Source organism: Chloroflexota bacterium, from assembly GCA_016197225.1.
GTDB lineage: Bacteria > Chloroflexota > Anaerolineae > Anaerolineales > VGOW01 > VGOW01.
On record JACPWC010000016.1, the window covers coordinates 88,866 to 115,182 of the forward strand.

Here is a 26,317-nt window from a genome sequence, read left to right on the forward strand (position 1 = left end):
AAAATTCTCGCCCGAATGCTTCGCCCCTACAAAATCACAGATGCAAACTCTGAGCCTTCATTTGGCGGCTCTACGTTCAGCACGTTGGCAACCGTAGCCGCCAAATCGGCAAACGAGCCGCGCGTGCCAATGGCAACCGGCTTGATGCGCTTGCCCGCCGCCAGCAGTGGCACGCGCTCGCGTGAGTGATCGGTCGAGGGCGTGGTCGGGTCGTTGCCGTGATCGGCGGTGATGAACAGCACGTCGTCATCGCTCATCGCCGCCAGAATTTCCGGCAGGCGGCGGTCGAAGTCACGCAAGGCTTGAGCGTATCCTTCAACATTGTTGCGGTGGCCGTACAGCGCGTCGAAGTCCACCAGGTTGGTGAAGATCAGGCCGGGACGGCGCGTCTTGATGAACTCGATGGTGGCCGTCACCCCGGCCTCGTTGTTGCCGGTGTGATTGACATCGGTCAGGCCGCGATGCGCGAAAATATCTTCGATCTTGCCCACCCCCGCCGACATTAACCCTGCCGCCTTCACCTTGTCTAAAATCGTGTCGGCCGGCGGGGTGAGTGAAAAGTCGCGGCGGCGCTCGGTGCGCTTGAATGCGCCGACCGGCCCGACGAACGGACGGGCAATCACCCGCCCCACAGCTAATTCGTCCACCAACATCTCGCGGGCGATTTCGCACAGCCGATAAAGCTCGCCAATTGGAATCACTTCTTCGTGAGCGGCAATCTGAAACACGCTGTCGGCTGAGGTGTAGATGATGGGCTTGCCGGTGGCGACGTGTTCTGCGCCCAGTTGCTCGATAATGACCGTGCCAGAGGCGGGATAGTTGCCGAGCGTTCTTCGACCGATTCGAGTCTCGTAACTTTCCACAAATTCTTTTGGGAAACCATTGGGGAATGTGGGAAACGGTTTCTTGAGCGAGACGCCGCCCAACTCCCAATGGCCGGTCGTCGTGTCCTTGCCCGCCGACACTTCGGTCAGGCGGCCATACGCGCCGGTCGGCTTTTCCACCACTGGGATGCCGTCGAAGTTCCCAAGATGGCCGAGGCCAAGCATTGCCAGGTTGGGCAAACTCAAGCCGCCTACAGCGCGAGCGATATTGCCGGTGGTGTTCGAGCCAACGTCGCCGTAGGCCTCGGCGTCCGGCGCGTCGCCAACGCCAACGCTGTCGAGGACGATGATGATGGTTTGGTTAATTCTTATCATAGCTTTTTTGACAACGGATGAAAGTCGAGGTAGGGACGACCCTCACGGGTCGCCCCCCTCACAGAACCGGACGAGCGGAGTTACCGCATCCGGCTCTTACCTTAGGTCAGCCGATTAGCCGTTGAGACGGATACAGATGGTAGATACGAGGATAAGGCAACCAGTTACGCCCCAAGCGAGACATCCGCTCCCAAGTGAGGCGGGCTTTCTGACTGCGCCGTTCCAGCGCGCGCTTCCACACTCTCACGATTTGGTTTCGGAATTCGCTCAGAGCCGGACTATTCATTGGCACACCGTAGTACCGAAAGTGTCCCAAGATAACCGACCGCAACCACGCGCCTTGTTTCGGGATTGGCTCATGCAGGCGTCGGTGCAGTTCCAGTTTCACTGCTCGCACCTTCGCCCGCAATCGTTTTCGCATCGTTTGCCGCTTCACCGTAAAGTATCCCTTCCGAGTCTTACCGCAGATGTGCGTGAAGCCCAAGAAGTTGAACGTCTCCGGTTTGCTTTCGCCCCGTTTCTCGCGGTTCGTCGCCGCATAGCGTCCGAACTCAATCAGTCGGGTCTTGTCGGTGTGCAGTTCCAAATTGAACTTCTTCAGTCGCTCCGTCAGTTCGCCTTGAAATTGCTCCGCTTCCTCACGATGCTCAAAGCCCACCACGAAGTCGTCGGCGTACCGCACGAGGATGACTTCCCCACGCGCGTTCCGCTTCCGCCACTGGTGCGCCCACTGGTCGAACACATAGTGAAGATAGATGTTCGCCAAGACCGGGCTAATCAGCCCTCCTTGCGGCGTCCCTTCTTCACTCGGCGTCCAACTCCCTTCTTCAAGCACACCGGCTTTCAACCATTTCTGGATGAGACGCACGATGCGCTTGTCCCCAACCCGATGCTCGATGAACTTCACCAGCCAATCGTGGGAGATGGTGTCGTAGTACCCGCGAATGTCCGCATCCAGCACCCAGTTCACCTGCTTCTGTGTGACTCCGACTGTCAACGCATCCAGCGCGCTGTGCGGGTTGCGCCCCCGTCGAAATCCATACGAGAAGCCCAGAAACTCCGCTTCCCAAATGACCGTGAATATCTGCGCTGTCACCCATTGCACTATCTTGTCTTCCAGCGTCGGTATTCCCAACGGTCTCTGGCGTCCGTCAGCTTTGGGTATGTACACCCGCCGAACCGGAGTTGCCCAGTACGCTCCACGCCGCAACCGCGCAGACAAGTCTTGCAGATTGTTCTCCAAGTTTTGCCCGTACTGTTGCCACGTCTCACCGTCCACCCCCGGCGCGGCATCTCGTTTGAGGCGGAGATACGCTTCGCGCAGATGGTCAGCGTTGTAGACGTGATGGTAGAGCGCGGTGAACTTGACCTCCTTTTCTCGTTCCACTGCTATTCGGATGCGTTTCAACGCCGCTTCCATGCCATTGTCCCGGCTCTGTGTCCAGAGCATGACGGGTTGAACCACATTCCCTTTAGTCGGCGGCCTTCCCTCCATCTCCTCCATCCCTGTTCGTTCAGTGATGTTCGGAGATTTCTCAGGTACTACGCCCCCGTCCGACTGCCTGTAGTCGTTCTTCATCGGCTTGCGTCCTTAGACTTCCCGATGCAACCTGTCGTTCCATCTTCCGCAACAGGCAACTTCAGGCTCTCCCGATTCCTGCGTAAAGTGTTTCCCAGCATGTGCGGGGTCTCTGACCACGCAGAGCCTGTCCCGAACTCGCGCAAGGCTGGTCGTCCAGCTATCGCTCGGCACAGTGTTGCCTTCCGTGTATCCGACCACGTTGGCGCTCCGAAGTTGATCCGTATTTCGTGGCTCAATACCCGACCTACTAGTTCCCTTGTCAACGCTTCGCCGACGGGATTTCTCCCGCCCACGCATGACTCAGGGCCGATTTGGTTCGCTAGACCTTTATCGCATGTGACTTTCACTCTTGACACCTTACCAGTTTTCATCGGCGCACCGGATTGAACGGATAATCTTCAAAACTATCCGTTTACATCCGTTCAATCCGTTGTCATCAAAAGGCCGCCCCGGCTACAGTCTTGAATTTCAATGCCGCCGCCATTCATGCCAGAGGCCGCCTGAATCTGGCGGCAAATCCTGGCGGCAATGCCGGCCAGAGCTTCTTCGGACTGCTGGCCGTCGGATTCGAGCATGGCCCGGAATTTAGATTCGGTTCCAGAATAGCGCAGGTTAATGCGAGTGAGGCCGGGGTGGCCGGCCAGAGTTTGGTTCTCGATGTCAACCAAAGCAAACTTGTCGAGGCGCGGGCCGCGCCCCACGTCGGCAGAGGCGATCACCTGCGGCGTCTTGCCGATCCCGGCGGCGAACTCGGCCATTGATGTTGCGCCAGATTCGATGAAGGCGCGCATGACGAACAGCGCCGTTCTCATGCCGTCGCCGGTGACGTGAGAGTCGTCCAGCAGGATCACGTGGCCCGACTGCTCACCGCCCAGACCGATCCCGCCTGATTGCGGTGTGTTGCGGCGAAGTTCGATGAGTTTTTCAGTCACGTATTTGTCGCCCACCGGCGTTTCGTGAAGTTGCCAGCCGGCGGCTTCGGCAAACTTTTTTAGGCCGGCGTTACGCATGGTGGTGGTGACGAGTGAGCGGCCCAGTAGTTGATCCCGTTTGTCGAAGTAACGGGCCAACATGCCAAGCATGTGGTCGCCATCCACCACGCCGCCATTTTGGTCAACAAAGATGACCCGGTCGGCGTCGCCGTCAAACGCCACGCCAAAATTGGCATGGTAGCTTTGGATCAGGTTCTTCATTTTGCCCGGCCACTGACGCACGTTTTCAGAGCCGGCATCCACGTTGATGTTGAGGCCGGTGGGTGAGGCGTGAATGGCGACCACGTTCACTCCGGCCCGGGCGAAGATTTCGGGGGCGTATTCAGAGGCGGCGCCGTTGGCGCAATCCAACACGACGGTCAGGCGATCCAATTGCAAATCGTGGTGTTCGGCCAGGAGGCCTTCAATATATAGTTCACGCATCCCGTGCCCGTCCATGATTCGGCCCGGCCTGATCTTGGGGCGGGTTGTGTTGGGGATGGTGTCTTCGGGTTGGGGGTCGGCGATGCGTTCAATCTCTTCTTCGAGGGCTTCGGGCAGTTTGTGGCCTTCAGGACCGAAGAACTTGATGCCGTTCTGCTGAACAGGATTGTGCGAGGCTGAGATGACAACGCCGGCCCGCGCGCCCAGTTTGTGCGTGAGCCAGGAGATGCCGGGCGTGGTGATGACGTCAAGCTCAAGCACGTCCACGCCGCCGGCGAGCAGGCCGGCGACGAGGGCGCTTTGCAACATCGGGCCGGACTGCCGGGTGTCGCGGCCAACAAGAATGGTGGGCTGTTTGGAATGGGCGGCCAGCACCGAGCCTGCGGCCCGCCCCAGGGCCAGGGCAAATTCGGGCACGAGCGGCCACTCGCCCACCACGCCTCGAACACCGTCAGTTCCAAATAGTCGTGACATTATTTCCATCCACAGATTTTCACAGATTTCACAGATTACCCGTCTGTGTAAATCTGCATGATCTGTGGATCAAACTTCCCGGCCTTCCTGAATTGCTTTGATGTCTTCGTCCACCATCATTTCGATCAATTGTTTGAAGGAGACGCTTGGCTCCCAGCCCAGCGCCTTGCCGGCCCTGGCCGGGTCGCCGACGAGGAGATCAACTTCGGCGGGGCGGAAGTATTTTTGATCCTGCGTTACATAGTCATGCCAGTCAAGGCCGGCGCGCCCGAAGGCCACTTCGCACAACTCCTGCACCGAATGCGTCTCGCCGGTGGCGACGACGAAGTCATCCGGCTTCTCCTGTTGCAACATGCGCCACATGGCTTGCACGTAATCGCCGGCATAGCCCCAATCGCGGCGCGATTCCAGGTTGCCCAACTTAAGCTCTTTGGCTTTGCCAAGTTTGATCCGGGCCACGCCGTGCGTGACTTTGTGGGTGACAAATTCAAGGCCTCGTCTGGGGCTTTCGTGGTTGAAGAGGATGCCGGAGCAGGCGAAGAGGTTGTAGCTCTCGCGGTAGTTGACGGTGATCCAATGGCCGTAAACTTTAGCCACGCCGTAAGGCGAGCGCGGGTAGAACGGCGTGGTCTCGCGTTGCGGCACTTCCATCACCTTGCCGAACATCTCCGACGATGAGGCCTGATAAAACCGGATGGCCGGGTTGGTGGTGCGGATGGCTTCCAACATGCGGGTGACGCCGATGGCGGTGAACTCGCCGGTGAGGACGGGTTGCTTCCACGACGTGGGGACGAACGATTGGGCCGCCAGGTTATAAACCTCGCCTGGTTGATACTCACGCAAGATGTCCACGATGGACATTTGATCGAGCAGGTCGCCCTGCGCCAGTTCAATATCGTTCTGGATGTGCTTGATGCGATCAAAGTTAATAGTGGAGGAACGGCGCACCATGCCGACGACGCGATAGCCCTGCGCCAGGAGAAACTCGGCCAGGTAGGAGCCGTCCTGGCCGGTGATGCCGGTGATCAATGCTGTTTTCATGAGAGGCGTTCTCTTTCGTAGGTTAGCAAATCTTTCAGTGATCGTTCAAAGGGAATGGCGGGCGCCCAGCCAGTGGCGGCCATCATCTTAGTCGCATCGCCCTGCTGGCGGGGGGTGTCCGACGGGCGAAATTTGGCCGGGTCTACCTCAACCGCAATTGAGGCCGTGGAGAGCGCCAGTAATCCATCCAACACAGCTTGCACAGGCCGGGGCCGGCCGGAAGCAATGTTATAAACTTCGCCGGGCCGGCCCTGGTCTAAAACGGCGGCGTAGCCGCGCACCACGTCACGAACGTCGGTGAAGTCACGCTCGGCTTTGAGGTTGCCGACGCGAATGACGGGCGGCTGCAGACCGCGCTCGATGGCGGCGATCTGGCTGGCGAAGTCGGCGGCCACAAAGCGCGGGTTCTGGCGCGGGCCAATATGGTTGAAGGGGCGCACCCGGATGATATGCAAGCCGTGACTCAGGTGGTAGGCCTGCGCCAGAAAGTCTTGCGCAATCTTGCTCACGCCGTAAGGGCTGTCAGCGCGGAAAGGTGTGGTCTCGCGCGCGGGCAGTTCGTCCAGGTTCAGGCGGCCATATTCTTCGTTGGAGCAAACGGAAAGGATGCGCGCCTGCTTTAGGTTGAGGCGCAGGCACGATTGGATGAGGTTGAGTTGCGGACGGATGTTGTTCTCCATCGTGTCCCAGGGGTCGGCCCAGCTTTGCGGCACAAAGGCCTGCCCGGCCAAATGGTAAATTTGGTCGGGCCTGAGGCGGTCCAACAACTCGTCAACGCTGGCCGGGTTGCAGAGATCGATTTGCGTTAACCGGACTCGCCGATCAAGGTAAGGCGGGCAGTCGGGGCGGTTCGACGCGCCCCACACTTCAACGCCCGACTGAGCCAGAAGGTGATCGGCCAGATGACTGCCGGCAAAACCAGTAACCCCGGTGATTAGAATCCGCAACACATACACTCCGCAAGAGTCTTTCAGCGATTATACCTGAGCGAATGCCTCAGCCACGCACTGCCCCTCCCACTGCGCGTGAGGCGCGAAGCCCAGCAAGCGGGCCAGGGTGGGCGCAGTGTCGAGCAAACTGATCGGCCCGGCCAGTTGATAATTGCCTCGGACGCCCGGCCCGGCCACGACCCAGGGAATGGTCATGTCATCCGGCGAGTCAGTGCCGTGATTGCGGTCGTGGCCGCCGTGATCGCTCTGGATCAACACATGCGCCTCGGCGGGCATCGCTTTCAAAACTGAGGCGAGCAGGCCATCTACCTTTTCGGCCTGCTTCAAGTATTCAGCCGACATCCAGCCATGATTATGGCCGCTCGTGTCCACCGTGCCAAAGTAGACGAAGATGAAATCAAGCGCAACATCTGCCATCATCCGGATCGCTTCCCGGGCTACAAATGCGTCGCCGGAAGAAAGATCGTAGGGCACGTCGCGAAAACTGGAGGCGTGCAAACTCAGCGGCTGGCTCAGGTTACGCAACGGCTCCCAGTTGTAAACGAAGCCGCAACGCTTGCCTGCCGCCTGGGCCGCTTCCACCAGCCCCGGCAGTGGCCGCGCCATCGGCGACCAGGTGTTGGTGGTGACGCCGTGCCGGGACGGCGGCACACTGTGAAAAATGGACATGTGACATGGGAGCGTAATAGATGGCATCACACTCGAGGCCCGCAACGTGTAAGCGCCCCGCTCGAACACGCCGCTCAACGTCGGGCAATGAGTTACCGCGTCGGGCCGGAGGCCGTCAATCATGATCAAAGCAACAAGAGGCATAAATTCTCCAGATCAAACTATCCAAGCGCAACGCGGAATTATGCCACAACAAGCGTAACTGCTCAGGCTATCTTTGCAAACCGCCCAAGAAATCCGCAGATTTCGCAGATTGACACAGATTTCCTTCTGCGAAAATCTGCGTAATCTGTGGATAAATCAGGATGGCTGAGCAGTTACCAACAAGCTTTGTTTGGCCTTTGTTTGACAGGCCTTTCCCCGCTAGGTATAATGCCGTTCACAAGTTCTCTCATTCAGCCGCCGTGGTTTTGAGGCGGCTTGCCTTTTGCCGCCACCTTTTTAAAATAACTGGAGGAAGTATTCCTGTGAGTGATGATGTTGCGACGACCGATCCCATCAAAATAGCCGACTTGCGCCCCAAGACCCAGCTACAGGGCAAAATCAAAAAGATCGAACTCTTCGGCGCGTTCGTGGACGTGGGCGCTGAAAAAGACGGCCTGCTTCACATTTCGCAACTGCGAAAAGAGCGAACCAACCGGGTGGAGGACGTGGTGGCCGTCGGCCAGGACGTCACCGTTTGGGTGCGCAAGACCGACGCCAACACAGGCCGTATTGACCTGACTCTGATTGAGCCCCTCAAGCTCGACTGGGACGAGATCAAAACCGGCATGATCGTCAAAGGCAAGGTCAACAAACTTGAGAAGTTCGGCGCGTTCGTGGACATTGGCGCTGAACGCTCGGCCTTCATTCATGTGCGCGAGATGATGAGCGGCCACGTGGACGACCCGGCTGAAGTGGTAAAAATGGCTCAGGAAGTGGAAGCCAAAGTGATCGCCGTTGACCGCAAGAAGCGCCGGATTGATTTGAGCCTCAAGGCGCTGGACGACTTTACGCCGGAAGATGACGAGCCTGATGAGAAGCCGTTGACGGCCATGGAACAGGCCCTGCGCCAGGCCATGAAGGGCGAGCGCGGCGACGCCGAAAGCAGGCGGCGTAAGAAAAACAAGAGCGAGCGCCCCGAATTTGAAGAACTCTTTGAGCGCACCCGCCAGCAACACGTGCCGAACAAGTAGCCCGGCGACAGCTTACAAAGTCCCTCAAACATAAACGACGACGCGAGGCCGGATCGGCCCGCGTCGTCGTTTTGTCTTAAGTCCGGCGACCGGGGTGTTACTCAGTAATCGTCTTCCTCTTCGTCGTCGTCCCAATCGTCTTCCTCATCATCTTCATAGAGGTCTTCTTCTTCTTCCTCTTCTTCCTCAAGAACATCCTCCTCCCAATCGTCGGCTTCGGCAGTGGCCGGTTCGTCCACCTGAGAGTAGGTCAGGCAACCCGATTCAGGGTCAATCTCTACTGCCGCCGCGCCGCAGTATTTCTCTTCCAGAAAAATGCAATCTTCATAATGGCATCGTATTCGAGGCATCGCTTTCCCTCCAGAGTAAGATTTTGATTCAGGCAAGATGTTGCCGGAGCCGGATGATCGAGACTACCAGCAACAAGGTGACGGCAATTGCCGATACTACGCAATACGGGCAAATGGCTCGAAGCACCGCAACTTCAATATAAGTCAGGTAAACGGAATAGAGCGTGCCGACCAGACTGAGGCCGAAGAGACTCATGACCGGCCAGTCGGCGCCCGACCTTAGCCGCCCTTCGACGAGCAAAATACCGAGAATGAGCAGATAAGCGCCCAGGCCCAAAAAGGCGATGGGGAAGCCGTTGATCTCGGCATAGATGCTGTTGTTGACCGACTCGCAATCGCCTATGCCGCCGCATTGGGCGGTGGTGCCGGTGATCTTGAGCCATCCCAGGTAGAGCGAGTCCAGTGCGCCGATGACGGCCAGCCCGATGGCGACCCGGTTCAACCAGGTGGTGAGCGACGCTCCCGTGTTTTCTTGATTTTTGATAGCACTCGTTTTCATAATTGCGCTTCTATAAAACTTCCTCCGGCCAATCGAGCATCAAAGTTGGCAAGGTGTCGCCGACCAGAGCTTCGGTGAGACCCTCGGCCATGACCAGCAGAGCGTTGGCGCGGGTGAGAGCCGAGATGATGTTCGAGCCTTGCCGGCCCGCGCTCCGGGCCACGTAAACGCCGTCTTCGCGGGTGACGGTTGCCCGCAAGTAACTTTCACGTCCATCCGAATAAAACGGCTCGGCCAGTCTGGCCTTCACCGTCGGTTTCTCCAGCCGCGAATGGCCGCCCAGTTTCAAAATGGCCGGGCGCACAAAAAGCTCGAAGCCCACAATGGCCGACACCGGGTTGCCCGGCAGGCCAAAGAACGGAACATTTCGAACCCGGCCAAAGGCCAATGGTTTGCCGGGCCGCATGTTCACCTTCCAGAACTCCAGCGCCCCCTCGCGCTCCACCGCTGTTTTGACCACATCGTACGCCCCGACCGAGACGCCGGCTGAGGAAATAATCACATCCGCTTTTTGTTCAAGGGCAAGATGAAGCTTGCCCAGCACCGCTTCGAGATTGTCGGGGGCAACTCCCAACAGAGTCGGCTCGCCCCCATATTTCTTCACCAGCGCGGCCAGGGTGAGGCTGTTGACGTTGCGAATCTGACCCGGGCCGGGCGTCTCCGTAATGTTCACCAGCTCGTCGCCGGTTGACAGGATGGCAACGCGCGGGCGGCGTATCACCCGGATTCGGGTGAGTCCCAGCGCGGCCAGCACCCCCAGATCGTAAGGCCGCAACAACGTTCCCGACGAAAGCACTTCGTCGCCCGTCCGCACATCTTCGCCGGTTTGGCGCACGAACGCCCCGGCCTCGACGGCCTTCATGATCTGAACACTGGCAGGTAATGGCCCGCCAAGAGATGAGTGTTGGTCGTCGGTGGCTTCAATGGGGATGACGGCGTCCGCGCCAGTTGGCAGATGAGCGCCCGTCATAATTCGAGCCGCGGCGCCGGGGGACACTTCCAGCGTCGGCAAGACGCCCGCCGGGACATCGCCGATAACGGTCAACTTGGCGGGCGACTGGCTCGTGGCCGCGCGCACGTCGGCGGCGCGCACAGCGTAACCATCCATGCTTGAATTGGGAAAGGGCGGTAAGTCGAGTGTAGCGCAGATCGATTCGGCCAACACTCTTCCGACGGCGCTCTCTGAAGGAATCGCTTCGGAGTCGAGTGCTTGAAAGTGAGACAGGATCCGAGTGAGCGCGTCGAGTACAGAGAGCATCTCTGGCAACAGCCCGGTGTTTGCATCGTCCAGCCGGGCAATCTGTTGGCATTATATCACCCCTGTCAAGCGCCTTTTGGCGATAAACATCACTTGCGGTAAGTTACAATCTGCTTAGAATTAGCGTCATGGCCGACGACAAATTAGTGTTGAGCATTGAAGACGATCCAGACATCGCCAGTTTAATCCGCCTGGTTCTGCGCCACGCGCCGCTAACGCTGATCCACGCCTCGAGCGGCATCGAGGCCTGGCCCCTGCTCGAAAACCAGATCCCCGATCTGATATTGCTCGACATGATGTTGCCGGGCATCACCGGGCTGGACTTCCTGGCTCAGATGCGACAAAACCCCAAATACGCCGCCATCCCGGTGATGATCATCTCGGTTCAGGCCGACACTGCTTACCGGAACCGGGCCCAGGCCCTGGGCGTTGTGCGTTACCTGCTCAAGCCCTTCTCGCCCGCCATTCTGCGGCAGGAGATTCAACAGGCGCTCAAAATTTCCTGGCCGGAGTCGGGCCGGCTATCCGGGCTTCCACCGTCGAATGTCTAGCACGTTCGGCAACTGTTCGATCCGATTCATAATTCGCGTCAACTGAACCAGGTCGCTCACCTGAAGAGTCAACAGCATGTTGGCAATGTTCTCCTCCACGCCCGACATGTTGAAGCGGCTCATATTCACCTTCTCGTCGGCCACAATCGTCGAAACGTCGCGCAACAGGCCTTCACGGTCATAGGCCTGAATCCGGATCGGCACCGAGTAAGTTTGCTCCGCCGCCCCGCCCCAGCTTACCTGAATCAACCGTTCCGTCTCGCGTGTGCCAAGCGCGTTCGGGCAATCCTGGCGGTGAATGGTAATGCCGCGCCCGCGGGTGGTGAAACCGATGATCGGGTCGCCCTTGACCGGGTTGCAACACTTGGCCAGGTGAGTGAGCAAGCCGCCCGCGCCTTGAATCGTCACCTCGTCTGAAGTAAGTTCCACCGGCCGGCGCTCGGCGGTCGGCGGCGGCAGAGTCTCTTTGTCTTCCTGCTTCTGCTCACGCAGGTAGGTCACGATCCGGTTGACGACGGTCTGAGTGTGAATGTCGCCGCACCCCAGCGCCACCAGAAAATCGTCAATCTTCTCAAAATCAAACAGGGCGGCGATCTTGTCGTAGGTCAGGTCGTCAATGCCCAGTCGCTTCACCTCGCGCTCCAGCAAATTTCGCCCGGTGGAAATGTTCAGGTCGCGATCCTGCCGCTTGAGCCAGCCCCGGATTTTTTCTCTAGCGCGGGCCGATTTGACGAAGCCCAGGTCGGCGTTGAGCCAGTCGCGGCTGGGGCCGCCGCGCTTGGCGGTGATGATCTCCACTTGATCGCCGGTCTTGAGGGCGGTGTTGAGGGGAACCAACTTGCCGTTGACGCGCGCCCCGCGACAGCGTTCGCCAATCGAAGTGTGGACATGATAGGCAAAGTCAATCGGGGTGGCCTCGGCGGGCAAATCCACGATGTCGCCGCGTGGCGTTAGAGCGTACACCCGATCCTGGAACACGTCGGTCTTGAGGGCTTCGACAAACTCCTGGCCCTCGGTCACGTCTTTTTGCCAGTCCATCAGGCGGCGCAGATAGGCAATGCGTTTTTCAAAAGCTTCGTCGCGCTTCTTGGTGCCTTCTTTATAACGCCAGTGGGCGGCAATGCCATACTCGGCGTTCTCGTGCATCTCAGGTGTGCGAATTTGCACCTCTAGCGGCTTGCCGTCATCATAGATCACCGCCGTGTGCAGAGACTGATAAAAGTTATCTTTGGGGGTGGCGATGTAATCGTCGAACTCGCCCGCCTTTGGCATCCACTTGCCGTGAATGCCGCCCAGAGTCACGTAACAGGTCGGAATATCCTTGACGATGACGCGCACGGCCCGCACGTCATAAATCTGATCGAAGCTGGCCTCTTTGCGCGACATCTTCTTCCAGATCGAGTAGATGTGCTTGGGCCGCCCCTTGACCTCAATGGCTTCAATGCGGTTCTCAGCCAGCGCGTTTTTGATCTGCTCGATGATGGCCGTCATGGTGGACTCGCGCGAGACGCGGCGCTCGTCGAGCAGGCCGGCAATCTCTTTATACCGCGCCGGGTCCACGTAGCGGAAGCCCAGGTCTTCCAGCGGCGATATGAGGTTTATCGTGGCGGGAAACCCGCGGCAGGTTGGTCAGCTTGGTGACGCCGTCCACCAGTTTGGCAATCTCATCGCCAAAGTCCCGGCGCAGGTCGTCCAGAGTCACCGGCGTGTCTTCAACCGTGTCGTGCAAGAGGCCGGCGGCGATGACCGGCGCGGGCAGGTGCATCTCACTGAGAATTTTAGCGACGGCAACGCAGTGATTGATGTAAGGCTCGCCGGAGGCGCGGGTCTGGCCGGTGTGAGCGCGCTCGGCCAGTTGATAAGCGCGTTCAATCAGCAACCGCTCCTGCGGGCTGAAGGTGTTGACAAACTGATCGCGGAACTCGTCGTATTTCATAGACCGGAAGTATAACGAGTGCCGCGCCTGTTGTCTATCTGGTCTAGCTGTGCTATAAAAGCGGCATTAGCGAGCGTTTATCTGCGTCCATTCTTTTCTCTCAACAGGAGCGACTCATGTCCCTCAACGGCAAAGGCTTTTACACCTGGCAACTCAAAAACTGCGAAGGCGGCAACCCCGAAGCCATCGCCGCCAAGGCCAAGGCGGCCAACCTCACCCACGTCCTGATCCAAATCGCCGACACCACATTTGCTTTCGGCTTCGACCGCAACAACCGCGATCAGAATCCGGCGGTGATCAGCGCCTTGCGGAATCGCGGCATTCAGATTTGGGGCTGGCACTACGTGAAGGGCAACGACCCGGCGGGCGAGGCGCGAATTGCAGTGCAGAGATGCCGCGAATTGAGGGTGGACGGTTACATCATTGACGCCGAGAGTGAATACAAGGCCGCCGGCAAGGCCGCCGCCGCCCGCGCCTTCATGAACGAATTTCGGGCCAGCCTGCCTCGGATGCCAGTGGCCCTCAGCTCGTTTCGCTATCCCTCGTTCCACAAAGAATTTCCCTGGCGCGAGTTTTTGGAGAAGTGCGACCTGAACATGCCGCAGGTTTATTGGGAGCAGGCGCACAACGCCGACGCCCAACTGGCCCGCAGCGTTTCCGAGTTCGCCAGCACTTCACTGGTGGGCTTTGTGCGCCCGGTGATTCCCACCGGCTCGGCCTACGGAACCGGCGGCTGGCGAGCCACGCCCGACGACCTCCGCCGCTTCTTTCAAAAGGCGCAAGACCTGGGCCTCACGGCGGCCAATGCTTATTCGTGGGATTGGGCAACCTCAGCCGGCAACACCGATTTATGGGACGCGGTAGCTCAGTTTGATTGGCCGGTTGATCCGGGTTCAGCCGGATCGGGTGGAGACGTGGGAGCCGACACTGGGGGGGATATTGTCTCTCGCTACTTCCAGGCCCTGAACAACGGCGACATTGACGCCCTGGTGGCGCTCTACCAGCCTAACGCCGCCCACGTCACCGCGCAACGCACCGTCGTCGGCTCACAAGCCGTTCGCGATTTTTACAGCGACCTGCTCTTCAACCGCCTCGCCGGGGGAGCCTTCACGCTTCTCAACGCCACCGGGCAAGACCCGTCGCGCATGTTCACCTGGTCGGCCTCCAGCAACAGTGGCCGGGTGGTGGATGGCAGTGATACGCTGGGGTTGCGAGAGGGCAAGATTCAGTATCATTACACAAGATTCAACATCGCTTGAGTAGAGCGAGTTGACAACTCGCTCTACATCTCAAACAGACTTCCCTGCGCCCCTCTCTCATCCCCCCACTCTGGCAAGGGCGGCAGAGCGTAGCGTTCGTTCACCAGCGCATGAAACTCGCGCGCCAGCAAAGGCGCATCGCGATCTTCGGGAATGTGGGCGAAGAAGAAGACATCATTGCCCGCCGCCAGCCAGCCGGCAACATGATCAGCCCACTCAGCCAACAAGTCACGATTCAAAGAAGCTGGGGTGGCGGACTTCGACGGCGTAACGAAAATTCTGAGACAGGGTATCAAGAAAAGAGATGAGAGAAGGGAGATGTTGACTGCCGAATGTCGGCGGTAGTTGGAGGAAGGCCGGGCCGCAACGGTCGCCCAAGCGAGCGAGGCAATCCAAGAATCGAGCCGTCTCGGCCTCGGCGTTCCGCAGGCGTTTTTCGTGTGAGATGGCTCTTGGAAACTTGAGGCAGAATTTGAAACCCGGCGGAGTCTCGTCTCGCCAACGGTCAGCCGTCTCGGCGCTGGGGAGTGAATAAAAGGTGGTGTTGCCCTCGACCGTGTTCAGGCGACGGCTGTAGAGCGAGAGAAAGTCGCGCTGTTTGGCTTTGGCCGGAAAGAAGTTGCCCACCCACAGTTTGAGTCCCCACATCGGGCAACCGAGATAGAGAGGCATAGTTCACAGTAAAGTCTAAAGGGTCAACGGATTGAACGGATTTACCGGATGAATTCAAATAAATCCGTTCAATCCGGTAAATCCGTTGACCCTATTTCCTGGCTTTGTAGCCTGCCCCTTTTTTGGCCCACAACTGCGCCAGTTCCACCAGCATCTTCACCGAGAGCTCCATATCCTGCATGCAAACGTACTCGTGCGGGCCGTGCGAGTTGTGGCCGCCGCAGAACAGGTTGGGCGTGGGCAGGCCGCGGGCCGTCAGGCGCGAGCCGTCGGTGCCGCCGCGTGTGGGCGGGCTGGAGGGCGTAAGGCCGGTCAGGCGCATGGCTTCGCAAGCCAGATCAACCGGCAACAAGTTTTCTTTGAGCCAGTAGCCCATGTTGCGATACTGCGAGGTGAAGGACAACTTGACTTTAGCTCGCGGCTCGGCGGCCTGCAAACCTTTGGCCAGCCCGCGCAGTTGTTCGCGCTTGGCCGCCAGCAGGTCGTCGTCGTGATCGCGCAAGATAAAGTTGACTTCGGCGTGGGCTACGTTGCCAACCATGTCGTGCGGGTGAATGTAGCCCTGCCGCCCGTCGGTGGTTTCCGGGCTGTTGTTCTCGCTGGGCAGGGCGGTGATAAACCGGGCGGCCAGCTTGAGGGCGCTCACCATTTTGTATTTGCGTCCCTCGCCGGGGTGGGTGGACACGCCTTCGATGACGAGTTTAGCCCCGTTCGCCGAGAATGTTTCCCAGTTCACCTCGCCGGGGTTTTCGCCGTCGAGGGTGTAAGCCACGTCGGCGGCCAACTCTTTGAGATCAAGCTTGTCCACGCCGTGGCCGATCTCTTCGTCGGGGTTGAAGCAAATGCGGATCGGGCCGTGTTCGATCTCCGGGTGATTGAGCAGGTGATCGGCCAGGGTCATCACGACGGCGACCCCGGCCTTGTCGTCTGCGCCGAGCAGGGTCGTGCCGCTGGCCGTCACCAGATCGTTGCCCACGTATCGCTTCATCTCAACATACTTGGCCGGGTCAATAATTTGAGTCGGGTCGTCGGGCAGGACGATGGGTTTGCCATTCCAGCGGCGGTGGACGATGGGTTTGACACCCTTGCCGTAAAAATCGGGGGCAGTGTCCACGTGGCCGAAGAAGGCGACGGCGGGCAGGTTCTTCTTTTTAGAGGTGGCCGGGATCGTGGCCAGCACGTAGCCGTGCTTCAACAATTGCACGTTACTCGCGCCCAGAGCTTCAAGCTCGGCGGCGAGCAATCGCAGTAGCGTCCATTGGCATTCGGAGCTAGGGGTGGTTTTGGAATTGGGGTTGCTGGTGGTTTCTATTTGAGCGTAACGCAGGAATCGATCTAACACCGTTTCAGCCATTCACTTCTCCCCGGATGGCGCTATCAATCGAAGGATAAATACGATCCGCCACTTTCTTCAGCGCGTCATATTTGGGGCCGCCTTCGGCAACCCCAACGCCCACACACGCCCACGCCTCGCCCAGCGCCTTCACCGCCTCACGCACGCTTTGAATGCTGGAGGCCGAATCTTCAAACACCGTCACTATGCCGCCCCTCTCGCGCAAGTCGGCCAGGGGCGATTGCCACTCGCCCCGCGAGAGAGCTTCGGCGGCGCGCAAACTCTCCGACTCGGGAAACTGAGCCGCCGCCGCAATTGCCGCCCAGGCATGGACAGGCGAGGGCTTGAGGTAAGCATCGGCGTTGCCGCCCACCGTCTCGGCCAGCCAGTGCAGTGAGCCGTAACCGATCAGCGGCAGGTAGCTCAACTCCACTAACTCCGCGCCCAGTTCGGCTTCGGGGGCGTAGCCGGGAAGCGGCGTCACGTCGCGCGGCGGCTTGCAGGGGCGGGTGGTGTAAATCACCGAATTTTGCGGCGCGTACACCGTCAACTGTGGGCTGTCGTACTTTGAAAGTGTGGCTTCCGACTCGATGATGCGCGGCAAACCGTAGGTGGTTTCAAAGGCCTCGCCGAGCGCATATTGCTGGAACAGCGACAACACCGGCGAACGATGAATGTCGCGTGAGTGCAGAAGGATTTCGTCGGTGCGAACGCCCCAGCCGGTGAACGGCGGGCGAGGCAGGACTCGGTAGGCGGCTTCCGCCGGATACTCGCCGGGGCGAATTTCCCCGGCCACACGTTCGGCGATGGCGTGATAATCGGGGCGAGCGCCGTTAGGCGACAAGGCGGCGATGCAAATGGGGGTGATGTCCCACTCGCTGGAAATGCCTACCGACTCAAAGGCTTCGATTTCTTCCAGCGTTGGCGCAACCTTGCCCACACCGACGGCCTGCGAAAAGTGGTTGACGGTTGCCACCAGCGCCGCCCGGTAGCCGCCAGGGTGCAGGAGCACCGAGTCCATATCCAGAAGATATAGTTTCAGGGGAGTTGTCATGGTCAATGTCGGTTGAGTCCTATTTTACACGCACAGGCGATAACAAGCTATTCACTGCCTGTGCCTTTCCTCCAACTCGGCTTCCACTTGTTCGAGAGTCAAACCGCGTTGCGCCAATAACACCAGCAAGTGATAAAGCAGGTCGGCAGTTTCGGAGAGCACGCGCTCATCGCCCTGCCCTTTCACCGCCAGAATAACTTCAATGGCCTCTTCGCCCACCTTCTTTACGATCTCGTCCTCGCCTGCCGCAAACAAGCTGGCCGTGTACGAGTTGGGCTGAGGATCGGCTTTTCGTTCTTGAATAATCGTTTGTAGAGTGTGCAGAAAAGACATGTAGCGACGGGTATTTTATAGGATAAACGTTGAAAGCGGCGGACTATTTTTGGGCCAGTCACTCCCGCGCATGATAATCGCCAATAACAACCCATTTGTACGTCGTTAGTTCCTGCAAGCCCATCGGGCCGCGCGCGTGCAGGCGCTGGGTGGAAACGGCGACTTCCGCGCCCAGGCCAAGCTGGCCGCCATCCGTAAATCGCGTGCTGGCGTTGACGTACACCGCCGCCGAATCCACTTCGGCCACAAAGCGGTTGGCATTGTCGTCATTCCGCGTCAGAATCCCATCCGAGTGACTGGTGCTGTGGGCGGCGATGTGGGTGATGGCCTCTTCAAGATTCTCTACGACTTTGAGGCCGAGCACCAGCGACAACCATTCGATGTCGAAATCGCCCGGCCCTGCCGGGGACACCGACGGCGGCAGGTGCGGGCCGACTCTGCTTCCATACTTGAGTTCATCTTCACCCGTCTCCGGGTTGGGGCGCAAGTACGCGCCCGTGTAGTGCTGAACCAAAAACGGCAGGGCCGACTCGTGGGCGCGAAAGGTCACCCTGTCGGCGGCGAGGGCCGAGACAAGGTCCGGGAGAAAATCGGCGGCGGCCCGGTGAACGAGAACCGTGTCGAGCGCGTTGCACACGCTGGGCCGCTGAGTCTTGGCGTTGTGGATCACCTTGATCGCCGCCTCGAGGTCGGCGCTTTCGTCCACGAACAAGTGGCAAATGCCAATGCCGCCGGTGATGACGGGAATACGGCTGTTCTCGCGGCAGAACTGGTGCAGGGCGTTGCCGCCGCGGGGGATGATGATGTCTACATATTCATGCAAGCTGAGAAGTTCTAGCACGCGGGCGCGGTCGGGATCGTCAATGAACTGGATGGCGTCTTCGGGCAGGCCGCCTTCGGCTAAAGTTTGGCGGATGATGGCGACCAGGGCGCGGTTGGAGTTGAGCGTTTCGCTCCCACCGCGCAAAATTGCGGCGTTGCCGGTTTTGATCGCCAGCCCGGCTACGTCCATCGTCACGTTGGGCCGCGCTTCATAAATAACGCCCATCACGCCGAGCGGCACGCGCTGTTTGTGCACACGTAAGCCGTTGGGCAGAGTCGCTTCGTCGAACGTCTGGCCGACGGGGTCGGGCAGGCTGGCCACCCGGCGCAAGTCGGCGGCGATGCCGTCAAGGCGAGACTCGTTCAGCGTCAGGCGGTCGAGCAGAGCCGGCGACAGCCCGGCGGTTTCGCCATCGGCCACATCACGGGCATTGGCGGCCAGAATGTCGGCGCGGTTCGCCAACAAACGGTCCGCGAGGGCAAGCAGAGCGGTGTTTTTCTTTTCGGTGGTTGCCCGCGCCAGCTTGCGGGAAGCGGCGCGGGCGCGTTGGCCTATTTCTGTAAGCATGTTTTTATATCTGTAGGGCGAGTTGGCAACTCGCCTTCCAACAGAACTTCAACAGGGCGAGTTGGCAACTCACCCTACAACAGGACCATGTCGTTCCGGTGAATCACTTCGTCGCCGTAATTGTAGCCGAGGATGCCTTCGATGTCTTCGGAGCGGTGGCCGCGAATTTTTTGCAGGTCGGCGGTGGTGTAGTTGACGATGCCACGCGCGATCTCACGCCCGCTCGAGTCGGCCACGCGCACAGTATCGCCGCGTTCAAAGTTTTCTTCGACCGCCGTCACGCCAACGGGGAGCAAACTGCCGCCCTGGCGCAAGGCCCGCGCCGCGCCGTCGTCCACTTTGAGGCAGGCCGTCGGGCGCGCTCCGGCAAGGATGTAGCGCTTGCGGCTCTCGACGACGGTGACGGTTGGCTGAAAGCGGGTGCCGATTGAGTCGCCGGCGACGATGCGAGTCAGCACGTTCGGGTCACTGCCGCGGGCGATGACGACGGTGGTGCCGGAGCGGCGGGCCAGGTCGGCGGCTTGCAACTTGGTGATCATGCCGCCCGTGCCGAGTCCGGTGGCTGTGCCGCCGGCGGCTTCCCACAACGAGGCGGGTATATCGGAGTCGGAAACGTCGGCCACAAGTTGGGCGGTCGGGTCGCGGCGTGGATCAGCGGTGAAGAGTCCGGGCTGGTCGGTCAGCAGGATCAGCAGGTCGGCGTCCACCAAATTAGCCACGAGCGCCGACAAGTTATCGTTGTCGCCGACCCGAATCTCTTCGGTGGCAACGGTGTCGTTCTCGTTGACGATGGGTACCACTTTCTGGCCGAGAAGCGCAGTGAGGGCGTTGCGCGAGTTGAGGTAGCGGCGGCGGTCGGCGAGGTCGGCGCGGGTGAGCAGGACTTGGGCGACGGTGAGGCCGTAGAGGCCCAAGAGTTGCGCGTAGAGGGCCATGAGGCGCGGCTGGCCGACGGCAGACAGCATTTGCTTGGCCGGGATGTCTTTGGGCAGTTGCGGAAAGTTGAGGGCTTCACGCCCGGCTGCAATTGCGCCCGACGAAACGACGACGACCTCATGCCCGGCTGATCGCAGTTGGGCCATTTGCCGTGCCAGTTCGACAAGCTGAGGCGGCGAGAGGCGGGGTGTTCCGGCGGTGAGGGTGGAGGTGCCGAGTTTGACGACGAGGCGCATAAAAAGTAATCAGTAATTAGTGATCAGTAATTATGGTCGGGGCGTGAGGTTTGACTTTGAAGAGGCGGAAGGCGGCTTGGACGGCGGGGCCGATGGTGAGCGCAAAGATGAGGGTGCCGAGGCCGACCGGGCCGCCCAACAACCAGCCGGTGGTGACGACGGCTACTTCGACGATCGTCCGCGCCAGGCGCACACTGCGGCCAGTGGTGCGCGAGACGGCGATCATCAAACTGTCGCGCGGCCCGGCCCCGGCGTTGACGCCGATGTAGACGGCGGTTGCCACGCCCATGACGACCACGCCGAGAAGGAGGTAGAACAACTGGATCGGCCAGTTGTCGCGTACCGGTTGCAGAAAGCGCAGAAACAAATCTTCCCACAGGCCAATGCTGACGATGTTGCCCAGTGTTCCCCAGCCCACCGGCTCGCGCAAGAGCAGGGCTAACGCCAGCACGCCCGCGCCGACGAGAATGCCCGCCTGCCCCGGCGTGATAGAGATGAACTTGAGCAGGGCCACTTCAAAGACCACCCAGGGGCTGGTGCCAAAGTTCGATTGAATGAGGAAAGCGATAGAAAGGCCAAACAGAGCAAAACCAATCTGAATGACAAGAAAGTCGCGGGGAAAAGTACGCCAGTTGATGGGTTTGAGCATCAGTCTATTTTCCTATAAAAACATGACCGTTCGCCGGTGTGGCAAGCCGGGCCGGTTGGATCAACTTTGAGCAGGAGCGTGTCGGTGTCGCAATCTACCAGAATCTCGCGCACGCGCATGATGTTACCGCTGGTTGCGCCCTTGCGCCACAACTCGTTCCGGCTCCGGCTCCAGAACCAGGCCTCGCCGGTTTCGCGGGTGAGGCGCAAAGCTTCGGCATTCATCCAGGCCACCATCAGCACTTCATTGGTTGCGGCATCTTGTACCACGGTTGTGAGCAAGCCGCGCTCATCGAATTTCAAGTCCATAAAATCTACCACCAAGGCACTAAGACGCAAAGGAGCACAAAGTTCTTTTATCTTCTTCGTGAAACTTTGTGTCCTGGTGTCTTCGTGGTGGAATCAACGTCTCACAATAATGCCATGTCCGGCCAGGTAAGACTTCACTTCGCCGACTGACAACACTTTATCGTGAAAGAGCGAGGCGGCGAGAGCGGCCTCTGCGCCGCCCGCCGTCAGCACTTCGGCAAAGTGCTCCAGCTTGCCTGCGCCGCCGCTGGCGATGACCGGCACGGAAACTGCTTCGGCCACAGCGCGGGTGAGCGCCAGATCATACCCGTTTTTGGTGCCGTCGGCGTCAATACTCGTCAGCAGGATTTCGCCCGCCCCCAGCTCAACCACTCGCCGCGCCCACTCGACGGCGTCGAGGCCGGTAGGAGTGCGACCGCCGGAGACGTAGACTTCCCATGTTGGAGATTGGACGCTTCGCGCAGAGATAGGATTATCTCTTCTCTTCGCATCAATCGCAACGACGATACACTGGCTTCCGAACTTCTCCGCGCCCGCCGTGATCAGCTCCGGCGTTTTGACCGCCGCCGAGTTGATGCTCACCTTATCGGCCCCGGCCAGCAAAATAGCGCGCATGTCGTCAACCGCGCGAATGCCGCCGCCGACGGTGAGCGGCAGAAAAACTTCGTCGGCCACGCGGCGCACCATCGGCGCAACCGTTGCCCGGCCTTCGGGCGTGGCCGAGATGTCGAGAAATACCAACTCGTCCGCGCCTTCGGCGTCGTAAGCCCTGGCCTGCTCCACCGGGTCGCCCGCATCGCGCAAGCCCACGAAGTTCACGCCCTTGACCACGCGGCCATCTTTGACATCAAGGCAGGGGATGATTCGTTTGGCTAGCATGTTGGAGATCAGAGATTAGAGATTAGAGATTGGAGATTGAGGTGGCCTTCGTACAGGGCGCGACCGATAATGATACCGGCGAGTCCGGCATCGCGGACGCGGTGAACGTCGTCGGCGCTCGCTACGCCGCCGGAGGCGATGACGGCCAAACCGGAGTCTTGCGCCAGAGCCGAAGATGATTCCACGTTGACGCCGATTCCGATCCCGTCTCGCGACACATCGGTGAAGATGATCGTTTGGACGCCCTGAGTGCGCAATCGCCGGGCCAGATCAATTGCCGTTACAGCCGCCTCTACAGCCCAGCCCTTGATTCTCACCCGCCCCTCTTTCGCATCCACGCCGACCGCGATTCGCTCTGGCCCAAACTCGGCCAGCGCCTCATCCACCAGCGCCGGATTCTCCACCGCCGCCGTGCCGATGACGGCCCGCGATACGCCAAGTTGCATGGTCTGCCGGATTGACTCAAGGTCGCGCAAGCCGCCGCCAAATTGAATGTTGAGACCGGTGGAGAGAATGGAGATTAGAGATTGGACGCTTCGTGTGGGAGTCGACTCGTGGCCGAACGCGCCATCAAGGTTGACGACGTGCAGCCATCTTGCGCCTTCGGCTTGCCAGCGGCGCGCTGTTCCCGCCGGGTCGTCGCTATAAGTCGTCGTCCGCGCCAAGTCGCCCTGCGCCAGGCGAACAACCTGGCCGTTGCGGAGATCGATGGCAGGATAGATTACAAACTTTGGCATGATTCACTCATCAAGCGTCAAACGTCAGGCACAGCCCGCGACAAGCACGCAAACGACAAGGCGCTGCGCATGTCGTTTGACGTTTGTCGTTTGTCGTTTTTCTTCACCCTTGCTCCACAAAATTCCGCAACAACGTCAGCCCCACACTCTGCGACTTTTCGGGGTGGAATTGGATGCCGTAAACGCGGCCACACCCGACGATGGATGGATACGCGCCGCCATAATCGGTGACGGCCAAAGTGTCTTCGGGCCGAGCGGTGCAACAGTAAGAGTGGTTGAAGTAGGCAAACGAACCGATAGGCAGGCCGCGAAAAAGCGGGTTGTCCTTCTGCGGTTCGATCTGGTTCCAGCCGGTGTGTGGCACTTTCAGTTTTGCGCTTGTAGTAGCGGCTTCAGTCGCTCTCTGGCTTGGGCGACTGAAGTCGTCACTACGAACCGGGAACTTAAGCACCTGCCCCGGCAAAATGCCCAGCCCTTCGTGCTCGCCTAGCTCCTCTGAACTTTCAAACAGCACTTGCATTCCAACACAAATGCCGAGCAGAGGCTTGCCTACACGTACCACTTCCTTGACTACCGCATCCAGCCCGCGCACGCGCAAGCCCTTCATCCCGTCGCCAAACGCGCCGACGCCGGGAAGCACAACCTTTTCGGCGTTGAGGATGAGTTGTGGGTCGTCGGTCAACGTCACTTGCGCGCCGACATGCTCGAACGCCTTTTGCACCGAACGCAGGTTGCCGATGCCGTAGTCAATCAGTGCAATACGCATATTCAAGAAATTCACCGCGAAGACGCCAAGGGCGCAAAGATTTCGTGTTTGTCTTTGCGATCTTCGCGCCTTCGCGGTTCAGCTTTTTATCTACAAAGTTCCTTTCGTCGAAGGCAGGCTCCCCGCCCGGCGCGGGTCAATCATCGTCGCCGCGTCGAGGGCGCGGCCCAGGGCTTTGAACAGAGCTTCGGCCTGGTGGTGGTCGTCGCGCCCGTAAAGCACCCGGGCGTGAACGTTGGAGCGGGCGGTGACGGCAAAGGACTCGAAGAAATGTGAAATGAGGGTCGTTGGAAACTGGCCGATGGCTGGCCCGTGCCACTCAGCCTGAACGACTGTGTAAGGCCGCCCGGAGAGGTCAACCGCCACAAAGACCAGCGACTCGTCCATTGGCACGTAGGCCGAAGCCATACGAACGATTCCTTTGCGGTCGCCCAGCGCCTCATTGAATGCTTGGCCCAGCACCAACGCTGTGTCTTCAATCGTGTGATGCGGGTCAATGTGCAAATCGCCGACGGCCTTCACTGTGAGATCAAACAGGCCGTGAACGGCAACGTGGGTGAGCAAGTGGTCGAGGAAGCCGACGCCGGTTTCGATCTCGTGTCTACCAGCGCCGTCGAGAGCGAGAGTGAGGGTGATGTCGGTTTCGTTGGTGTGGCGGTGGATGGCAGAAGTTCTCATACAAGGAATCTCATCTATCAAACGACAAACGTAAAACGTCAAACGGCAGGGAGTTGACGTTTGTCGTTTGACGTTTCAAAGCCTTCGTAATGCCTCAATCAACACATCCGTTTGTTCCGGCTTGCCCGCCGAGATTCGGATGCAATCGGCGAGGCCGGGCTTGTCGAAGTAGCGGACGAGGATGCCTTCGCGCTCGAGGGCGAGCTTGAGGCTTTTGGCATCGCGGCCAATCACGCGGCAAAGGACGAAGTTGGCGTGAGACAGGTAAACCTTGAGGAACGGCAATTTGTTCAAGGCTTCAGCCATCCGGTTCCGTTCGGCGACAAGTTTAGCAACGACCTGGGCCATGTAATCGGCGTCGTCGAGCGAGGCGCTGGCGGCGGCGCTGGCGGCAACTGAGACGTTGTAGGGCTGTTTGATTTTCCACAAATGCGGCATGAGGGCCGAGGGGAAGAGTCCGTAACCCACGCGCAATCCGGCCAACCCGGCGCACTTGCTGAAAGTACGAAGGACGATCAGGTTGTCGTGTTCCAGTACCCAGCTTGCGCGGCTGGCGTTCTCACCCGCAAATTCAATGTAGGCTTCGTCGAGGACGACGACGAGCGGCAGGGCCAGCAGGCGGCGCAGGTCAGAGTCGGAGAGGAGGGAGCCGTCGGGGTTGTTGGGGGAGGCGATGAAAAGAAGTTTGGGAGAAGAGAGAAAAGAGAAAAGAGATTCGATGGCGGAAACATCAATGCTGAAATTGTCGCGGCGCGGGATTTGGATGAGGCGGCCAGCGTTGACGGCGGTGTCGAAGGAATACATGCCAAAGGTGGGCGGGCAGTCAATGACGGCGTCGCCAGGGCGGAGGAAGAGGCGAAGGATGAGGTCAATCAATTCGTCTGCGCCAGCGCCGGCGAGGATGTTTTCGGCAGGCAGGTTGAGGTGACGGGCGAGGGCGGCACGCAGGGCGGTGCTTTCGGGATCGGGATAGATGTGAGCGAACTCAAGGTTGCCCAAGGCCTCACGCGCTTTCGGCAACGGGCCGTAAGGGTTTTCGTTGGCGTCGAGCTTGACGATGTCTTGCGGTGCGCGGCCAAGTCGGGCCGACAAGACATCAAACGGCACGATGGGCGTGTAAGGTTCCATGGTGATGATTTCGGGGCGGATGAGGGACTCGATGTTCATAGCATCTCAGACTTCCGAAGTCTTGAAGACTTCGGAAGTCTAACTTCGGAAGTCTGAAATCTCAGCAAGGCCGCATTCTCGTGTGCAGTGAGCGACTCGGCGCGGGCGAGGCGGGCGGCGACCGGGCTGAGGGTGGCAGCAGTGGCGGCGTCCAATGAGATCATACTGGTGATACGAATGAAGTCCAACACATTAAGCGGCGAGGCAAATCGCGCCGTGCCGCCGGTCGGCATCACGTGGCTCGGCCCGGCGACGTAATCGCCCAACACTTCAAATGATCGCTCGCCGATGAACAGGCCGCCCGCGCTCGTGATCTGTTCGGCCCACTGTGCTGGGTTCTCAACGGAAAGACAAAGATGCTCCGGCGCAAATTCGTCGGCCAGACGGACGGCGGCAGCGAGATCGGGCGTGAGGACAATGCCACCGCGATTGGCGAACGATTGGGCAATGATGTCGGCCCGAGAGAGTGACTCTAGTTGATGGGCGGCTTCTACTTGGACCGCTTCAGCCAGACGGCGTGAGGGCGTGAGCAAGATAGCAGTCGCCAGCGGATCGTGTTCGGCCTGGGCGAGCAGGTCGGCGGCTACCCAGGCCGGGTTGGCCGAGTCGTCGGCCACCACCACCGTTTCGGTCGGCCCGGCGAGTCCGTCGAGGCCGACGAGGCCGAAGACCTGCTGTTTGGCCAGAGTCACAAACAGATTGCCAGGGCCAACAATTTTATCCACACGCGGCACGGACTCGGTTCCGTAGGCCATCGCCGCAATCGCCTGCGCCCCGCCCAACCGGAAAATTTTATCCACGCAGGCGATAGCGGCGGCGGC

At 59.6% G+C, this 26,317-nt stretch carries 27 protein-coding genes and 1 pseudogene; 3 read left to right on the forward strand and 25 right to left on the reverse strand.

Annotated features, from left to right (window positions below; translation table 11 throughout):
• Positions 1–26 precede the first annotated feature (26 nt).
• From HYZ49_03530 to HYZ49_03555, 6 genes are all read right to left on the reverse strand, one after another.
• Entirely contained in the window at positions 27–1,199 is a 1,173-nt protein-coding gene (locus HYZ49_03530) for a phosphopentomutase (protein MBI3241345.1), read from the reverse strand.
• 106 nt (positions 1,200–1,305) lie between these two features.
• The gene (gene ltrA / locus HYZ49_03535; protein ID MBI3241346.1) at positions 1,306–2,778 is read right to left on the reverse strand and encodes a group II intron reverse transcriptase/maturase; all 1,473 of its coding nucleotides are present in this window, start codon (positions 2,776–2,778) and stop codon (positions 1,306–1,308) included.
• Positions 2,779–3,203: 425 nt separating this feature from the next.
• Positions 3,204–4,670, reverse strand: a complete 1,467-nt coding sequence (locus tag HYZ49_03540; protein ID MBI3241347.1) for a phosphoglucosamine mutase — start codon at positions 4,668–4,670, stop codon at positions 3,204–3,206.
• Positions 4,671–4,739: 69 nt separating this feature from the next.
• A complete protein-coding gene (gene gmd / locus HYZ49_03545) occupies positions 4,740–5,711 on the reverse strand; it encodes a GDP-mannose 4,6-dehydratase (protein ID MBI3241348.1) in 972 nt (323 codons plus the stop codon).
• Complete coding sequence (locus HYZ49_03550) at positions 5,708–6,658, reverse strand: GDP-mannose 4,6-dehydratase (GenBank protein ID MBI3241349.1); 951 nt, start codon at positions 6,656–6,658, stop codon at positions 5,708–5,710. Before HYZ49_03550 ends, gmd begins: the two co-directional genes overlap by 4 nt.
• Before the next feature lie 30 nt (positions 6,659–6,688).
• Positions 6,689–7,474, reverse strand: a complete 786-nt coding sequence (locus HYZ49_03555; protein MBI3241350.1) for an alkaline phosphatase family protein — start codon at positions 7,472–7,474, stop codon at positions 6,689–6,691.
• A 323-nt stretch (positions 7,475–7,797) separates the two neighbouring features.
• Between HYZ49_03555 and HYZ49_03560 the strand changes: the two genes are divergently transcribed.
• Positions 7,798–8,505, forward strand: coding sequence for a S1 RNA-binding domain-containing protein (locus HYZ49_03560; protein MBI3241351.1), 708 nt, complete (start codon positions 7,798–7,800; stop codon positions 8,503–8,505).
• 101 nt (positions 8,506–8,606) lie between these two features.
• Here HYZ49_03560 and HYZ49_03565 read toward each other — a convergent pair whose 3' ends face one another.
• Genes HYZ49_03565 through HYZ49_03575 form a run of 3 tightly spaced genes read right to left on the reverse strand, consistent with a single transcriptional unit; the run spans position 8,607 to position 10,612 of the window.
• On the reverse strand, positions 8,607–8,855 hold the full coding sequence (locus tag HYZ49_03565; protein ID MBI3241352.1) for a hypothetical protein: 249 nt from the start codon (positions 8,853–8,855) through the stop codon (positions 8,607–8,609).
• A gap of 28 nt (positions 8,856–8,883) precedes the next feature.
• Complete coding sequence (locus HYZ49_03570; protein ID MBI3241353.1) at positions 8,884–9,354, reverse strand: vitamin K epoxide reductase family protein; 471 nt, start codon at positions 9,352–9,354, stop codon at positions 8,884–8,886.
• Between the two features lie 10 nt (positions 9,355–9,364).
• Positions 9,365–10,612 carry a molybdopterin molybdotransferase MoeA gene (locus tag HYZ49_03575; protein MBI3241354.1) on the reverse strand — a complete coding sequence of 416 codons (1,248 nt, stop codon included), beginning with the start codon at positions 10,610–10,612 and terminating at the stop codon, positions 9,365–9,367.
• Positions 10,613–10,740: 128 nt separating this feature from the next.
• Between HYZ49_03575 and HYZ49_03580 the strand changes: the two genes are divergently transcribed.
• Complete coding sequence (locus HYZ49_03580) at positions 10,741–11,163, forward strand: response regulator (GenBank protein MBI3241355.1); 423 nt, start codon at positions 10,741–10,743, stop codon at positions 11,161–11,163.
• On the opposite strand, the pseudogene HYZ49_03585 reads toward HYZ49_03580, so the two are convergent.
• Positions 11,134–13,099 (reverse strand): annotated as a pseudogene (locus HYZ49_03585) (bifunctional (p)ppGpp synthetase/guanosine-3',5'-bis(diphosphate) 3'-pyrophosphohydrolase). The gene HYZ49_03580 and the pseudogene HYZ49_03585 sit on opposite strands and share 30 nt — an antisense overlap.
• A gap of 116 nt (positions 13,100–13,215) precedes the next feature.
• Here HYZ49_03585 and HYZ49_03590 point away from each other — a divergent pair.
• Positions 13,216–14,358 (forward strand): nuclear transport factor 2 family protein, encoded by a 1,143-nt coding sequence (locus HYZ49_03590; GenBank protein MBI3241356.1) that lies wholly within the window; start codon positions 13,216–13,218, stop codon positions 14,356–14,358.
• Between the two features lie 23 nt (positions 14,359–14,381).
• On the opposite strand, the gene HYZ49_03595 is transcribed toward HYZ49_03590, so the two are convergent.
• The 15 genes from HYZ49_03595 to hisD form a co-directional block, all read right to left on the reverse strand.
• The gene (locus HYZ49_03595) at positions 14,382–14,582 is read right to left on the reverse strand and encodes a DUF72 domain-containing protein (protein MBI3241357.1); all 201 of its coding nucleotides are present in this window, start codon (positions 14,580–14,582) and stop codon (positions 14,382–14,384) included.
• A gap of 4 nt (positions 14,583–14,586) precedes the next feature.
• Positions 14,587–15,030, reverse strand: a complete 444-nt coding sequence (locus HYZ49_03600) for a DUF72 domain-containing protein (protein ID MBI3241358.1) — start codon at positions 15,028–15,030, stop codon at positions 14,587–14,589.
• Positions 15,031–15,121: 91 nt separating this feature from the next.
• Positions 15,122–16,384 carry a peptidase T gene (gene pepT / locus HYZ49_03605; protein MBI3241359.1) on the reverse strand — a complete coding sequence of 421 codons (1,263 nt, stop codon included), beginning with the start codon at positions 16,382–16,384 and terminating at the stop codon, positions 15,122–15,124.
• Positions 16,377–17,417: a hypothetical protein gene (locus HYZ49_03610; GenBank protein MBI3241360.1), complete on the reverse strand. Its 1,041-nt coding sequence runs from the start codon at positions 17,415–17,417 to the stop codon at positions 16,377–16,379. Before HYZ49_03610 ends, pepT begins: the two co-directional genes overlap by 8 nt.
• A gap of 51 nt (positions 17,418–17,468) precedes the next feature.
• The gene (gene hisE, locus HYZ49_03615; protein MBI3241361.1) at positions 17,469–17,750 is read right to left on the reverse strand and encodes a phosphoribosyl-ATP diphosphatase; all 282 of its coding nucleotides are present in this window, start codon (positions 17,748–17,750) and stop codon (positions 17,469–17,471) included.
• 58 nt (positions 17,751–17,808) lie between these two features.
• A complete protein-coding gene (locus HYZ49_03620) occupies positions 17,809–19,140 on the reverse strand; it encodes a glutamate-5-semialdehyde dehydrogenase (GenBank protein ID MBI3241362.1) in 1,332 nt (443 codons plus the stop codon).
• A 74-nt stretch (positions 19,141–19,214) separates the two neighbouring features.
• Positions 19,215–20,312 carry a glutamate 5-kinase gene (gene proB, locus HYZ49_03625; protein ID MBI3241363.1) on the reverse strand — a complete coding sequence of 366 codons (1,098 nt, stop codon included), beginning with the start codon at positions 20,310–20,312 and terminating at the stop codon, positions 19,215–19,217.
• A gap of 16 nt (positions 20,313–20,328) precedes the next feature.
• Positions 20,329–20,961 carry a hypothetical protein gene (locus HYZ49_03630; protein ID MBI3241364.1) on the reverse strand — a complete coding sequence of 211 codons (633 nt, stop codon included), beginning with the start codon at positions 20,959–20,961 and terminating at the stop codon, positions 20,329–20,331.
• Positions 20,961–21,269: a phosphoribosyl-AMP cyclohydrolase gene (gene hisI / locus HYZ49_03635; GenBank protein ID MBI3241365.1), complete on the reverse strand. Its 309-nt coding sequence runs from the start codon at positions 21,267–21,269 to the stop codon at positions 20,961–20,963. Before hisI ends, HYZ49_03630 begins: the two co-directional genes overlap by 1 nt.
• Before the next feature lie 93 nt (positions 21,270–21,362).
• On the reverse strand, positions 21,363–22,148 hold the full coding sequence (hisF, locus tag HYZ49_03640) for an imidazole glycerol phosphate synthase subunit HisF (protein MBI3241366.1): 786 nt from the start codon (positions 22,146–22,148) through the stop codon (positions 21,363–21,365).
• A gap of 8 nt (positions 22,149–22,156) precedes the next feature.
• Positions 22,157–22,885, reverse strand: coding sequence for a 1-(5-phosphoribosyl)-5-[(5-phosphoribosylamino)methylideneamino]imidazole-4-carboxamide isomerase (gene hisA / locus HYZ49_03645; GenBank protein ID MBI3241367.1), 729 nt, complete (start codon positions 22,883–22,885; stop codon positions 22,157–22,159).
• A 103-nt stretch (positions 22,886–22,988) separates the two neighbouring features.
• Positions 22,989–23,651 carry an imidazole glycerol phosphate synthase subunit HisH gene (gene hisH, locus HYZ49_03650; protein ID MBI3241368.1) on the reverse strand — a complete coding sequence of 221 codons (663 nt, stop codon included), beginning with the start codon at positions 23,649–23,651 and terminating at the stop codon, positions 22,989–22,991.
• 90 nt (positions 23,652–23,741) lie between these two features.
• On the reverse strand, positions 23,742–24,329 hold the full coding sequence (gene hisB / locus HYZ49_03655) for an imidazoleglycerol-phosphate dehydratase HisB (GenBank protein MBI3241369.1): 588 nt from the start codon (positions 24,327–24,329) through the stop codon (positions 23,742–23,744).
• A 75-nt stretch (positions 24,330–24,404) separates the two neighbouring features.
• Complete coding sequence (hisC, locus tag HYZ49_03660; GenBank protein MBI3241370.1) at positions 24,405–25,496, reverse strand: histidinol-phosphate transaminase; 1,092 nt, start codon at positions 25,494–25,496, stop codon at positions 24,405–24,407.
• The coding region (gene hisD, locus HYZ49_03665) for a histidinol dehydrogenase (GenBank protein ID MBI3241371.1) at positions 25,493–26,317 on the reverse strand (825 nt) is incomplete at its 5' end. The genes hisC and hisD, both read right to left, overlap by 4 nt.